The 11823-nt window shown below is 61.8% G+C and carries 17 protein-coding genes; 10 read left to right on the top strand and 7 right to left on the bottom strand.

What is annotated here, in order from left to right; genetic code table 11:
- Positions 1 to 18 precede the first annotated feature (18 nt).
- The gene (gene ung / locus AGR7B_RS11965; RefSeq protein ID WP_065655545.1) at positions 19 to 732 is read right to left on the bottom strand and encodes a uracil-DNA glycosylase; all 714 of its coding nucleotides are present in this window, start codon (positions 730 to 732) and stop codon (positions 19 to 21) included.
- 23 nt (positions 733 to 755) lie between these two features.
- On the bottom strand, positions 756 to 1151 hold the full coding sequence (locus tag AGR7B_RS11970) for a VOC family protein (RefSeq protein ID WP_003522591.1): 396 nt from the start codon (positions 1149 to 1151) through the stop codon (positions 756 to 758).
- Positions 1152 to 1403: 252 nt separating this feature from the next.
- On the opposite strand from AGR7B_RS11970, the gene AGR7B_RS11975 reads away from it, so the two are divergent.
- Positions 1404 to 1760 carry a YbaN family protein gene (locus AGR7B_RS11975; protein WP_080856730.1) on the top strand — a complete coding sequence of 119 codons (357 nt, stop codon included), beginning with the start codon at positions 1404 to 1406 and terminating at the stop codon, positions 1758 to 1760.
- A gap of 16 nt (positions 1761 to 1776) precedes the next feature.
- Here the strand turns inward: AGR7B_RS11975 and AGR7B_RS11980 are convergent, their stop codons facing one another.
- From AGR7B_RS11980 to AGR7B_RS11990, 3 genes are read right to left on the bottom strand one after another with little or no spacing between them, the layout of a single operon-like run.
- Positions 1777 to 2559 (bottom strand): heme ABC transporter ATP-binding protein, encoded by a 783-nt coding sequence (locus AGR7B_RS11980; protein ID WP_078051670.1) that lies wholly within the window; start codon positions 2557 to 2559, stop codon positions 1777 to 1779.
- Positions 2556 to 3644 (bottom strand): FecCD family ABC transporter permease, encoded by a 1089-nt coding sequence (locus AGR7B_RS11985; RefSeq protein WP_080850954.1) that lies wholly within the window; start codon positions 3642 to 3644, stop codon positions 2556 to 2558. The genes AGR7B_RS11980 and AGR7B_RS11985 overlap by 4 nt, the downstream gene beginning before the upstream one ends.
- Entirely contained in the window at positions 3641 to 4534 is an 894-nt protein-coding gene (locus AGR7B_RS11990; protein ID WP_080857084.1) for a heme/hemin ABC transporter substrate-binding protein, read from the bottom strand. The genes AGR7B_RS11985 and AGR7B_RS11990 overlap by 4 nt, the downstream gene beginning before the upstream one ends.
- Positions 4535 to 4721: 187 nt before the next feature.
- Between AGR7B_RS11990 and hmuQ the strand changes: the two genes are divergently transcribed.
- The 9 genes from hmuQ (at position 4722) to AGR7B_RS12035 (ending at position 9722) form a co-directional block, all read left to right on the top strand.
- Entirely contained in the window at positions 4722 to 5069 is a 348-nt protein-coding gene (gene hmuQ / locus AGR7B_RS11995) for a heme-degrading protein HmuQ (protein WP_003522597.1), read from the top strand.
- 9 nt (positions 5070 to 5078) lie between these two features.
- A complete protein-coding gene (gene hutX / locus AGR7B_RS12000) occupies positions 5079 to 5603 on the top strand; it encodes a heme utilization cystosolic carrier protein HutX (protein WP_080856731.1) in 525 nt (174 codons plus the stop codon).
- A 184-nt stretch (positions 5604 to 5787) separates the two neighbouring features.
- On the top strand, positions 5788 to 6177 hold the full coding sequence (locus tag AGR7B_RS12005) for a hypothetical protein (protein WP_245317703.1): 390 nt from the start codon (positions 5788 to 5790) through the stop codon (positions 6175 to 6177).
- Between the two features lie 127 nt (positions 6178 to 6304).
- The gene (locus tag AGR7B_RS12010) at positions 6305 to 6844 is read left to right on the top strand and encodes a DUF2975 domain-containing protein (protein ID WP_078051667.1); all 540 of its coding nucleotides are present in this window, start codon (positions 6305 to 6307) and stop codon (positions 6842 to 6844) included.
- Positions 6845 to 6853: 9 nt separating this feature from the next.
- Positions 6854 to 7096 (top strand): helix-turn-helix domain-containing protein, encoded by a 243-nt coding sequence (locus AGR7B_RS12015; RefSeq protein ID WP_078051666.1) that lies wholly within the window; start codon positions 6854 to 6856, stop codon positions 7094 to 7096.
- A 94-nt stretch (positions 7097 to 7190) separates the two neighbouring features.
- Positions 7191 to 7967: a YbaY family lipoprotein gene (locus tag AGR7B_RS12020; protein ID WP_078051920.1), complete on the top strand. Its 777-nt coding sequence runs from the start codon at positions 7191 to 7193 to the stop codon at positions 7965 to 7967.
- A gap of 218 nt (positions 7968 to 8185) precedes the next feature.
- Positions 8186 to 9070 carry a formyltetrahydrofolate deformylase gene (gene purU, locus AGR7B_RS12025; protein ID WP_065655552.1) on the top strand — a complete coding sequence of 295 codons (885 nt, stop codon included), beginning with the start codon at positions 8186 to 8188 and terminating at the stop codon, positions 9068 to 9070.
- 45 nt (positions 9071 to 9115) lie between these two features.
- The gene (locus AGR7B_RS12030; protein ID WP_035263680.1) at positions 9116 to 9412 is read left to right on the top strand and encodes a type II toxin-antitoxin system RelE/ParE family toxin; all 297 of its coding nucleotides are present in this window, start codon (positions 9116 to 9118) and stop codon (positions 9410 to 9412) included.
- Positions 9413 to 9416: 4 nt separating this feature from the next.
- On the top strand, positions 9417 to 9722 hold the full coding sequence (locus AGR7B_RS12035; RefSeq protein WP_026363923.1) for an addiction module antidote protein: 306 nt from the start codon (positions 9417 to 9419) through the stop codon (positions 9720 to 9722).
- A 13-nt stretch (positions 9723 to 9735) separates the two neighbouring features.
- Here AGR7B_RS12035 and AGR7B_RS12040 read toward each other — a convergent pair whose 3' ends face one another.
- Both AGR7B_RS12040 and AGR7B_RS12045 read right to left on the bottom strand, forming a co-directional pair.
- Positions 9736 to 11130 (bottom strand): sensor histidine kinase, encoded by a 1395-nt coding sequence (locus AGR7B_RS12040; protein ID WP_080856733.1) that lies wholly within the window; start codon positions 11128 to 11130, stop codon positions 9736 to 9738.
- Positions 11127 to 11807: a response regulator gene (locus tag AGR7B_RS12045; RefSeq protein ID WP_003491888.1), complete on the bottom strand. Its 681-nt coding sequence runs from the start codon at positions 11805 to 11807 to the stop codon at positions 11127 to 11129. The genes AGR7B_RS12040 and AGR7B_RS12045 overlap by 4 nt, the downstream gene beginning before the upstream one ends.
- Between the last annotated feature and the right edge of the window lie 16 nt (positions 11808 to 11823).

Raw genomic sequence — 11823 nt, forward strand, 5'->3', positions numbered from 1 at the left:
AAGGTATTTTATGAGTGTCTAGAGAAGGTTTTTGTCGCTTCCCACCGTTTCCGGCAATTGCCAGTCGATCGGCTGGCGGCCATGGGAGGCGAGAAAGGCGTTTGCCTTGGAAAAATGGCCGTTGCCGAAAAAGCCGTTATGGGCCGAAAGTGGGGACGGATGCGGCGAGCGCAGCACGAGATGCTTGCGCTGATCCACGAAGGCCGCCTTCTTCTGGGCATAGGAACCCCAGAGCAGGAAGACGACATGGTCGCATTCGTCGTTGACGGCGCGGATCACGGCGTCGGTGAATTTTTCCCAGCCCTGCCCCTGATGCGAGGCGGCGCGGGATTCCTCCACCGTCAGCACGCTGTTGAGCAATAGCACGCCCTGTTTCGCCCAGCTTTCCAGAAAGCCGTGACCTACCGGGCGAATGCCGAGATCGCTCTGCAATTCCTTGTAGATATTGACGAGCGAAGGCGGAATGCGCACGCCGGGCTGGACGGAAAAGCACAGCCCATGCGCCTGACCGAGCCCGTGATAGGGGTCCTGGCCTAAAATGACGACCTTGACCTCATCGAGAGGCGTGAGATCCAGCGCCCGGAAATATTCCGCACCCTTCGGAAAGATGCGCTTGCCGGCGGTCTTTTCGGCAAGCAGGAACTCTTTCAGCTTCAGCATATAGGGGCTGGCGAATTCACCGGAAAGAACGCGTTTCCAGCTATCCTCGAGTTTGACGCCTGCCTCTGCCATGCCCGCCTCTCCCATAATCGCGTTTATTTGAACCGGTTACCGCGTTGCAGCACTTCGATCTTGTAACCGTCCGGATCGCAGATGAAAAAGTATTTCGCGAAAGGCTGGCCCTTATAATCGGCTTCGATGATTTTTCCCGGGGAAAGGCCGATCTCGGTGAAGCGCTGGTGCTCGCCATCCACATCGGCCACGCTGACCGCAAGGTGACCATAACCATCGCCCAGCGCATAGGGCACTTCGCGACCCCGGTTGACGGTCAGTTCCAGCTCGAAATCGCCCTCGGCGTTGCTGAGATAGATCAGCGTGAAGTTTTCGAACTCGGCGCGTTCCGCAACCTCAAGCCCGAAAGCCTGTTTGTAAAATTCCACCGAACGCTTTTCGTCCAGCACCCGGACCATCGAGTGGATCAGCTTGGCCATGGTGTTTTCCTTCTTCTTCCTGTTGACGGCCCGGTTATGCTCCGGGCATCGCGGCCAAGGGGATAAAGACAGTGTGCTTCGCTTTCAACCCTAAAGGCGCTCTGCGACAGGACGTAACGGCCCGATCACGGCAAATGTGATGGCAAAAACCCCCTGGTTTTTCCGGTGCGGTTGGGACCTGCGGCAACGAGACCGCATGGTTTTGGCTCTGCCGCTCTATCCTGAGTGGTGAACTCATGATACCGGCTAGGCATGCGCCTTTTATACCTCTGTCTTGGCTGGCTTATGGTCGCGACCGGCATTGTCGGCGCATTTCTTCCCGTCTTGCCCACCACGCCGTTCCTGCTTCTGGCGCTCTGGTGTTTTTCCCGCTCCTCGCCAAAACTCGAGGCATGGCTGCTGACCCACCCCAGATTCGGCCCTTCGCTGCGGCGATGGCGCGAACGCGGCGCAATCGCCCGCAATGCCAAGGTCGCAGCGCTTTCTGCCATGTCCGTCAGTTACGCCGCTTTCTGGTTTCTGAGCGAGCCGCCGCCGCTGCGCGCGGCCATCGTCGCCGCCGTCATGCTCGGCTCTGCGCTCTTCATCGCCACCCGCCCGGAAAGCTGAGGCGAAGGACAGGTCCTTAACGGTGGCGCGACTGCGGCAGCACGTAAGGAATATGCCGTGCCGGCAGCCGGCCGACGACACCGCCAATGCCATAGACCCTTGCAATCGTCTCGTCGCTGATCGTTTCCAGCGAGGGGCCGCTCGCCGTCACCCGGCCGCCATGCATGACGATAAGTTGATCGGCAAATTCCGCCGCAAGGTTGAGGTCGTGCAGGATGGCGAGCACCAGCCCGCCGCCGCTTGCAAAGTCGCGCGCCGTTTCCAGCACCGCGATCTGGTGGCCGATATCGAGACTTGCGGTAGGCTCGTCGAGGAAGAGCGCCCGCGCCTCGCCATTTTCCATCGGGTTCGGCACCTGCGCCAGCGCCCGGGCAAACTGCACCCGCTGCTGTTCTCCGCCGGAGAGCATGTTGTAGGACCGCTGCTCGAAACCGCGCAGCCCGGCCTTGGCGAGCGCGCGGCGGGCCTGCTCTTCCGGCGCGCGAGACCCCTGTGCGACAGCCCCCATCCGCACGATTTCGAGCGCGGTGAAGGGGAAAGCAAGCTGGGTGCTCTGCGGCAGCACCGCCCTGAGACGGGCGAGCTGGACCGGCGTGAAGGCCGGCAGGTCGATGTCGTTATAGGTCACCGAACCGCCCTCGGCGCGCATTTCGCCCGAGAGAACCTTCATCAGCGTGGATTTGCCCGCACCGTTGGGGCCGATGATGACATTGACCTTGCCGGGCTTCAGATCGACGCTGACCGCATCGAGAAGCCGGCGGCCGGAGCGGATGAGGGTGAGGTTTTCGGCCCGGATCATGACATGTTCCGCATGGAAAAACCGCCGCGTCCCAATAGCAGGAACAGGAAGACCGGCGCACCGATGAGCGCCGTGACGACGCCGATGGGCAGTTCCGCCGGCGACGCGACGGTGCGGGCGAAACTATCGGCCAGAAGCAGAAGCGCCGCCCCGCCAAGCGCCGATGCCGGCAGCAGGAAGCGGTGCGACGGGCCGATGGCGAGCCGCAGAAGATGCGGCACGACGATGCCGACAAAACCGATGGAGCCGGCCGCCGCCACGCTTGCCCCGCAGGCGGCGGCAACGGCCAGAATGACGATCCGCTTCAGCCGCTGCACCGGAATGCCCATGTGAAAGGCAGCGGCATCGCCGAGAATGAGCGCATCCAGCCCGCGCGCGACGAAGGGAATGATGGCGAGCACGATGACGATGAAGGGCAAGGTGGCGAGCACCTTGGCGGGCGTGGCCCCGCCGAGCGAACCGAGCGACCAGAAGGTAATGTCGCGCAGCGCCCGGTCATCGGCCATGAAAATCATCAGCCCCATCAGCGCAGCGCTGATCGCCGCCACCGCAATGCCGGCCAGAATGAGCGTGGTGGTGGAGGTGGCGCCGTCCTTCGTCGCGATCAGGTAAAGCACCCAGGTGTTCAGCAACCCGCCGAAAAACGCCATCAGCGGCAGAAAATGCGGGCCGAAAAACACGGCGACGGTGGCAAGCGCGCCTTCCCCGAGAGAAATGGCCGCGACCGCGAACAGCGCCGCACCCGAGGTGACACCGACAATGCCGGGATCGGCCAGCGGATTGCGGAACAGGCCCTGCATCATCGCCCCCGAAACGGCAAGTCCCGCGCCGATCAACATGCCGAGCGCCGTGCGCGGCAGACGAACCGCCTCGAGAATGACCCTGTCCCGCGCATCGAGCTGATCGGCACCGCCGGTGAAATAGGCCCAGAGTTCGGACATGCCGACGCCCGTGGGTCCGCTGACCAGCGACACGCCACAGGCAAACAGCAGGATGCCGACGAGCACGGCAAGAGTGACGACCCCCTGGCGGGATCTGTCTCCCGCAACCCTGCCTTCAGCGGAACTCAAGGCGGCAAGGCTCACGGCTTCACCACCTCAGGATAGAGCTTAGCTGCCAGCTCGCGGCCCGCAGCGGGCGTGCGCGGGCCAAAACCGATGAGATAAAGCCCATCCATGCTGATGAGCGCCTTGCTGGCGGCGGCAGGCGTGGACTGGAAGGCCGGCAGCGCGAAGATCTCTTCCGCCTTTGCGGCATGATCGCCGCGCGCCATGGTCAGCACCAAATCGGGTGCCGCGGCAATGACCGCCTCATCCGTCAGCGGCTTGTAACCATTGATCTCCTGCGCCGCATTGATGCCGCCCGCCATTTCGATGATCGCGGCCGCTTCGGTATCCTTGCCCGCCGCCATGATGCGGCCGCCGGCGGTGGAAAGCACGAAGAGAACCCGCTTTCTGCCCTTTTCCGGCACGGCGGCGACATCTTTGGCGAGCGCATCGAGCCCGGCCTTGGTCTCGGCAGCCAGCGCCTTCGCCTTGTCAGAAAGCCCGACCGCCGCGCCGACATCCTCGATCTTTTTGGGGATGGCGTCGCCGCTCGGCGGCGTATCGACGGTGACGAAAGGCACCGCACTCGCCTTCAGGATGGCGATGACATCGGCCGGGCCGGACCCGTCTTCGGAGAGGATGAGATCGGGCTTCTGCGACAGGATGCCTTCCGACGAGAGCGCCCGCATGTAACCGATATCCGGCTTGGCAAATGCATCGGCCGGATAGCTGCTGGTGCTGTCACGCGCAACGACGCGGTCTCCTGCGCCCAGCGCATAAAGGATTTCGGTGACCGTGCCGCCCACCGCGACGATGCGTTTCGCTTCCGGATTGCCCTTATCCGAAGCCATGGCGGCAGGTGCGGCAAAGGCGATTGCGGCGGGCACGAGAGCGGCGAAAACGAAGGAACGAAGGCGGGAATTCAACATGGCGCTATCCTGAAACACGACCCGGCGCGGCTTTCCCTGCGCCAATTAATCTTGAGTTCTTTACACATGTTTATGGGCGGCGCAATCGATAAGTGGAGTAAATTTGTTCGCTTTGTCGTGAACCCCTTTCCAACCTCCCCGCGGCTGGATATCCTGACTCAAACTGGAAACTTAAAGGGAGAATTTCATGTTTATCGCAATGAACCGTTTTCGTGTCGTTCCGGGTTATGAAGAAACCTTCGAATCCATCTGGCGCGAGCGCAAATCGCATCTGAGCGAATTGCCGGGCTACATCGAATTTCACATGCTGAAAGGCCCGAAGGCAGATGACCACACGCTTTATGCCTCGCACACCGTCTGGGCCACCAAGGACGATTTCCTCGCCTGGACGAAATCCGAACAGTTCCGCGCCGCCCACGCCAAGGCCGGCGAAAACCGCGGCAAGGTGGAATATCTCTCCGGCCCGCATTTCGAAGGCTTCGACGTCATCATCCATGAAGACAAGAATGGCGAACGCCGTTCGATTGCCGCCTGAGGCCGCCCGATGAGCATTGCAGCCCAAAAGACCGACGACGACAGGCAGGCCCGCGCCGCCGCTGCGCTCGCCGAAAAGCCCGATGGCATCGTGGAGGCCATCGCCGCCAAGGCCGAGGTGACGCCGGCCGAAATTCTGGCGATCCTGCCGGAAGGTGCCGCCGTTTCCGCTGCCGCCGACCGCTTCGACGCCATCTGGAACGAGATGCGCGGCTGGGGCGAAGTCCTGATGATCGTGCAGACCGGCGATATCGTGTTCGAAGTGCCGGGCCACCTGCCGGAAGGCAGCGAAAGCCACGGCTGGTTCAACATCCACGGCGACAGCCCCATCGGCGGTCACATCAAGAAGGACAATTGCGCCGGCATCACCTTCGTCGATCGCGGCTTCCACGGCCGCCGCTCCTGTTCCGTCTGGTTCATGAACGCCGCCGGCAACGCCATGTTCAAGATTTTCGTCCGCCGCGACGAGAACAAGGAACTGCTGGCCGGGCAGCTGGCGAAGTTCGAAGCGCTGCGGGACGGTTTCCGCGGCTGAGTAGGCACAGGGCTGCCACATCGAGAGTGGCAGCCCTTCCTTCGGGCGTTATCCAACGATGTGAGAAACCCGTTTCGGAGCAAATAATTATCGTTTAACGATAAAAAATCTTGTAAAATCGATATTCTTGATCGAGATTGGCCGCCGTCGGCCGATCCAGCCGTCATTTGAAAAAGGAATTTCGATGATGAAGAAATTATTCACCGCCGCCATGGCGAGCGTGTTGCTGCAGACCTGCCTCGTCTTACTCCCCGCGCAGGCAGCGGGCGGTCAGGACCCTGTCGCGGCAGAACGTACTCTCAGAACCGTTCTGGAGGAGGCGCGTAGCGGCAACGTCAATCTCTCGCGCTTCGAAGATGACATTGTCGCCGATGTCCGGGCCAATGCCGGAGCGGTTTCTGGCGAAATCAAACGCCGTGGCAAGGTAACGGCAATGCAATATCTCGGAAGACAGGCGACCGAGGCGGGTGACCTTCACAAATTCAAGGTCACTTTCGAAAAAGGCCAGATGCTCTGGTCGCTCATTCTCAACGCGCGGGGTCAGATCGCCAATATCGATATGGAAGCCCCCTGACATCTTTGCCTTTGCCTTTATCTGTGCCGGTGGGATGCAGCGTGCAGCCCGCCGGTATCTGACTCGATTGACGTTATAAATTTATCGCCTTACATGAATTGAAAGAACAGGAACTTCGGGATCACTGATGACAGACCCATCCGTCAGCCGCCGCATCGGCCGTGTCAGCCGTATCCTGATTTGGCTCGCCTTCCTGCTCGCAGGCCTTCTCGTGGCCGGTTACGCCGCCATATGGGCTGATGCGGAAACCCTGCGGACGGTGATCGAAGACCAGATCCTGCCGCCCGCCACCCCTTACCGCCTGACGGACTTGGTTCGTGTTACGGGTTTTATCATCGGGCTTCTGCCGCTTGTGGCCGCGCTTTGCGCCCTCTGGTTCGCCATCCATCTGTTCCGCCTTTTCGAAAGGGGCGAAGTCTTTATGCCGGCCTCCGGTAAAGCGATAATACACATTGGCGTAGCGCTCGTCGCCATTCTGCCGGCGCAGATCATCATGACCGGCTTCGCTTCCTTTCTGCTGACGATGGGCAATCCTGTTCCGAGCATTTCCTTTTCTTTTGAGAGCACGCAGATGCTCGTAGGCTTTGCGGGCGGGCTAATGATCGTCGTTGGCTGGGTGCTGGGAGAAGCGACGCGCATCGCCGATGAAAACCGCGAATTCATCTAGGAAACGCCCGTGCCGATCATCGTCAATCTGGATGTCATGCTTGCAAAACGGAAGATGCGATCAAAGGAACTCGCAGCGCGTATCGGCATTACCGAACAGAACCTCTCGATCCTGAAAGCCGGAAGGGCGAAAGGCGTGCGCTTCGAGACCCTCGAAAAGATTTGCGACGTGCTGGACTGCCAGCCCGGCGACCTTCTCGAATACAGGCATGGCCCCTCTGCCGTCGCGAATGATGCCGCGGGCGAAGTCTGAAGGCGACAGGCAGCCCCCTTCGGTTCATCGCCCGTTCAGTGCCGTTTTTTATCATCCGCTGAAATTCGAACGGCACCAGCACGGAGCAAGCACCATGACCGACCGCCAACCTCTTCTTTCGCGCCGCAGTTTCGCCGGGCTTGTTGCGCTTGCGCCGCTTTTTGCAGCGGGCGGCGCGGCTGCCGCACCTGCAAGCCTGCGCGGCAGCGTTTCCTATCGTGAACGCATCGCCCTGCCGCCGGGCGCGACCGTTACGGTGCGTCTGATCGACGTTTCGCTTGCGGATGCGCCCTCGCAGACGATTGCCGAAACCACCATTCGCCCCCGTGGCCAGGTGCCCGTACCCTTCGTGCTGCGTTATGATGACCGAGACATCCGTGGCCGCCGCTCCTATGCGTTGAGCGCCGAAATCCGCGACCGCGACCGGCTGCTCTTCACCACCACGCGCCGTTATTCGGTGCTGACCGGCGGTCGCGACGATACCGACCTCGTACTTGAGCGCGTCGGCGCGGGTCCGGGTCGGCCGGAGCCGGAAGCCGGTATCGACGGGCGCTGGCTGGTGCAGGACATCCGTGGCGAGCGGGTTCGCGGCCGCCGTCAGGCGACGCTGGAAATTACCCGCGAGGGCCGCGTTTCCGGCAATGCCGGTTGCAACGGCATCGGTGGCGAGGTGAAGATCAGCCGCAACCGCATCGATTTCGGCCGGATGATTTCCACCCAGATGGCCTGCGCGCCTGACATCATGCGCCAGGAACGGCAGTTCATCGAAGCGTTGGAAGGCGCCCGCTCGTTCAGGCTGGAGCCGCGCCGGGGCACGCTCGAACTGCTCGACGGCCGCGGCCGCACGGCGATGCGCCTGCGCCGCGCCTGAGGCCGGCAACCTGCCGCAACACCCTGCGTCGCCGTACTGGCCCAAACGGTGCTGGCCATGGAACATTCCATGTCGCTTCCGGCACGGCGCGCTGCCCTTTCCCGCCCTATGACTTTGGCTGCGTTCGTCTTGACGCTTTGCTCCGCCGCGGAGCTGCGCTATGGAACGCGCCAAACTGCGCCGGTTGATGCCGGCGCGACGTCTTTGAGGGAAAACGAATGACATCCTATGTTCTGACCGTAGCCTGCAAATCGACCCGTGGCATTGTGGCTGCGATTTCCGGTTATCTGGCGGAAAAAGGCTGCAACATCGTCGACAGTTCGCAGTTCGACGACCTCGAGACCGGCAAGTTCTTCATGCGCGTCTCCTTCATCTCCGAAGAAGGCGCCACCCTTGAGGCCATCACCGACGGCTTCAAGCCGGTGGCGGAAAAATTCGGTATGGAGGCGGATATCTATCCGGACGGCCAGCGCATGAAGACGCTGTTGATGGTCTCCCGTTTCGGCCATTGCCTCAACGACCTGCTCTATCGCTGGAAGATCGGCGCATTGCCGATCGACATCGTCGGCGTCGTCTCCAACCATTTCGATTACCAGAAGGTCGTCGTCAACCACGACATTCCCTTCCACCACATCAAGGTGACGAAGGAGAATAAACCCAAAGCCGAAGCTCAGCTAATGGACCTGATCGAGACCAGCGGCACGGAACTCGTCGTGCTGGCGCGCTACATGCAGGTTCTGTCCGACGACATGTGTCGGAAGATGTCTGGCAAAATCATCAACATCCACCATTCCTTCCTGCCGAGCTTCAAGGGCGCCAACCCCTACAAGCAGGCCTATGAGCGCGGTGTGAAGCTGATCGGTGCCACGGCCCATTACGTCACCGCCGATCTCGACGAAGGCCCGATCATCGAGCAGGACACGGTGCGCATCACCCATGCGCAGAGCGCCGACGACTATGTCTCGCTTGGCCGCGATGTCGAAAGCCAGGTGCTGGCCCGCGCCATCCACGCCCATATCCACCACCGCACCTTCATCAACGGCAACCGCACCGTCGTCTTCCCGCCAAGCCCGGGAAGTTATGCTTCCGAGCGGATGGGGTGAACCCTTCGTCATTGACGAAATGACAACTACAGTTTACATTGCGCCATGCTCACGATCCGGGAAACAAGCGAGTTTGCCGACTGGCTGGCGGGTCTGCGCGATGTGCAGGCACGCGCCCGCATAGCACGGCGCATTTACCGGCTGGCGGACGGCAATCCCGGAGACGTGAAACCGGTTGGCGAAGGCGTCAGCGAACTCAGGATAGACCTTGGACCCGGATATCGGGTCTATTTTGTCCGGCACGGCGATGTCGTCATCATATTGCTGTGTGGCGGCGACAAGGCATCGCAGTCCCGCGACATCGCCAGAGCCAAGAAACTGGCCAGAGCGCTCAAGGAGTGAGACCATGCCACTTGTGACACGCGATTACGATGCTGCCCGCTACCTTGATAGTGACGAAGCGCTTGCCGCTTACATCGCCGACGCCACAGAAAGCGGCGACGCACAGGAGCTTGCCCATGCGCTGGGCGTCGTGGCGCGGGCCAAGGGCATGACTGACCTTTCGAGGCAAACCGGCCTTCCCCGCCAGACCTTGTACAAGGCGCTGAGCGGCGAGGGAAATCCCGAACTGGCGACGATTGCCAAGGTCGCCGACGCGCTGGGCTACAGGCTCTCGCTGGTGGCGAAATCGCCTGCAGACACAGCCGCCTGATAAACCCGGCGGGCTACGGCGCCTTTTCCACGCCACCAAACATCACCCGCGCCCTCAGCCCACGCCCCTCCGCGCCATCCTCCAGCGTCAGCCGCCCGCCGAACAGCCCGGCGATCTCTTCGATGATGGCGAGGCCGAGGCCGGCGCCGGGGGCGGCGTTAGCTTCGCCGCGGGCAAAGCGCTGGCGCACCATGGCGCGTTTTTCCGGAGGGATGCCGGGGCCGTTATCTTCCACTTCCAGCCAGACGGCGTCCGTCTCCTTGCCGACGCGGACGGTGACTTCCGCGCCACGACCGGCATAGTTGATGGCATTGGAAACGAGATTGCCGATCAGTTCGCCGATCAGGAGCGGCTCGGCGAGAATGGCGACCTCCCCCTCGCCTTCGAAACCGAGATCGATGCCGGCTTCGGCCGCACGCGGCACGAAATCGGCCGTCACATTCTGCGCAACGGCCACGAGATCGATTGCGGAAAAATCATGTTTTTCGCTGGAGCCGGCGGCATCGATATTGGCCATGCGCAGCAGCTGGGCGAGGATATGTTCGGCATGGGCCACCGAAGCACCGCCCTTCAGTGCCGCCACCTGCGCTTCCTCAAGGCTCGCGGCGCGGGCGGAAAGCGCAAGCTGCGTGCTGATGATGGCAAGCGGCGTGCGCAGCTGGTGGCTGGCATTGCCGGTGAAATGCCGGAGCGCGTCGAGCGCCGATTGCAGCCGCACCATGAAGGAATTGACCGTTTCCACCAGATTTTCCACCTCCACCGGCACGGATTGGCGGATGGGGTGCAGGTCGTTCGGGCTGCGCTCGGCAATCGCTTCGCTGAGCCGGTAAAGCGGTCTGAGCGAAATCGTCACCGCGATCCAGACGATGATCGCCGCCCCCACAATCATCAACAGCAGGCGCAGCGCCGAGCGCAGGATGATCGCCTGAGCCAGCTGGCTGCGGGCAATGGTGGTTTCGGCTACCGTTACGGAAAAAGGCACGGAATTGATGCCCGTGGAAGCGAAACGGCGGATCGCAGCGATGCGGATCGGCTCGTCGCGGAACACGGCATCGCGATAGGCAGGGATATCGCCCGCCGGGTTCTCCACCGTCGGCAGGTTCTGGTAGCCGGTCAGGAATTGCCCGTTCGGCCCGTCGACACGGTAAAACACCCGGTCCTGTGCGGCCGATGTCAGCATTTCCAGCGCCACATAGGGAATATCGACTTCCAGCGAGCCGTCCTCGGCCACCACCACCCGCTCGGCAATGGCAAGCGCGGAACCTGATAGTACCCGGTCGGAGACGACATTGGCGGTATTGACCGCCTCACGCCAGGTATCGGTCAGCGCAACGCAGCCGATAATGGCGGTGGAGATGAGAAGCCAGCCTAAAAGACGCCGCCTGAGCGAATAGGCGGCCTGTCTCATTCAGCCATCTCCGGCAGTTTTTCGAGATAATAACCGATGCCGCGCGCCGTCTTCACCGTCAACCCGTGCGGCGCGAGCCGCTTGCGCAGGCGGCTGACATATTGCTCGATGGCATTGGCGGAAATATCGTCGTCGAAGCCGGTCAGCGACTGAACGATGGCTTCCTTGGCGACGACCTTGCCGGCCCGCATGAACAGCACTTCAAGCAGCGCCACCTCGCGCGCCGGAATATCGAGCGGACGCCCATCCGCCGAAAAGGTGCGGGAATTGAGATCGAAAAGCACCTTGCCGAAACTCAGCGCCGAGGAGCGCAGCCCGGCATTGCGGCGCAGCAGCACGCGCACCCTCGCCTCGAATTCGGTGATATCGAATGGCTTGATCATGTAGTCGTCAGCGCCGAGATCGAGCCCCTTGACCTTTTCCTCCGGCGTGCCGCGCGCCGTCAGGATCAGCACCGCCGCCTTGTCCTGGCGCGAACGCATGGAGCGCAGCACCTCGATACCGTCCATTTCCGGCAGGTTGAGATCGAGAATGACGAGGTCGAAACTTTCCGCCGCAATCGCCGCATCGGCGGAAGCGCCATCGGACACCACATCCACGGCATAACCGCTGCCGCGCAACAGCGCCGACAGCCCCTCCGACAGCACCTGATTGTCCTCGACCAGCAAAATACGCAAATCGTCCCTCCCACAG

This window comes from Agrobacterium deltaense RV3 (assembly GCF_900013505.1).
GTDB lineage: Bacteria > Pseudomonadota > Alphaproteobacteria > Rhizobiales > Rhizobiaceae > Agrobacterium > Agrobacterium leguminum.

What these genes read in the sequence shown, in the direction of transcription:
- ung (WP_065655545.1), bottom strand. Translation starts at nt 732, where the DNA reads ATGGCAGAGGCAGGCGTCAAACTCGAGGATAGCTGGAAACGCGTTCTT.
- AGR7B_RS11970 (WP_003522591.1), bottom strand. Translation starts at nt 1,151, where the DNA reads ATGGCCAAGCTGATCCACTCGATGGTCCGGGTGCTGGACGAAAAGCGT.
- AGR7B_RS11975 (WP_080856730.1), top strand. Translation starts at nt 1,404, where the DNA reads ATGCGCCTTTTATACCTCTGTCTTGGCTGGCTTATGGTCGCGACCGGC.
- AGR7B_RS11980 (WP_078051670.1), bottom strand. Translation starts at nt 2,559, where the DNA reads ATGATCCGGGCCGAAAACCTCACCCTCATCCGCTCCGGCCGCCGGCTT.
- AGR7B_RS11990 (WP_080857084.1), bottom strand. Translation starts at nt 4,534, where the DNA reads ATGTTGAATTCCCGCCTTCGTTCCTTCGTTTTCGCCGCTCTCGTGCCC.
- hmuQ (WP_003522597.1), top strand. Translation starts at nt 4,722, where the DNA reads ATGTTTATCGCAATGAACCGTTTTCGTGTCGTTCCGGGTTATGAAGAA.
- hutX (WP_080856731.1), top strand. Translation starts at nt 5,079, where the DNA reads ATGAGCATTGCAGCCCAAAAGACCGACGACGACAGGCAGGCCCGCGCC.
- AGR7B_RS12005 (WP_245317703.1), top strand. Translation starts at nt 5,788, where the DNA reads ATGATGAAGAAATTATTCACCGCCGCCATGGCGAGCGTGTTGCTGCAG.
- AGR7B_RS12010 (WP_078051667.1), top strand. Translation starts at nt 6,305, where the DNA reads ATGACAGACCCATCCGTCAGCCGCCGCATCGGCCGTGTCAGCCGTATC.
- AGR7B_RS12020 (WP_078051920.1), top strand. Translation starts at nt 7,191, where the DNA reads ATGACCGACCGCCAACCTCTTCTTTCGCGCCGCAGTTTCGCCGGGCTT.
- purU (WP_065655552.1), top strand. Translation starts at nt 8,186, where the DNA reads ATGACATCCTATGTTCTGACCGTAGCCTGCAAATCGACCCGTGGCATT.
- AGR7B_RS12030 (WP_035263680.1), top strand. Translation starts at nt 9,116, where the DNA reads ATGCTCACGATCCGGGAAACAAGCGAGTTTGCCGACTGGCTGGCGGGT.
- AGR7B_RS12035 (WP_026363923.1), top strand. Translation starts at nt 9,417, where the DNA reads ATGCCACTTGTGACACGCGATTACGATGCTGCCCGCTACCTTGATAGT.
- AGR7B_RS12040 (WP_080856733.1), bottom strand. Translation starts at nt 11,130, where the DNA reads ATGAGACAGGCCGCCTATTCGCTCAGGCGGCGTCTTTTAGGCTGGCTT.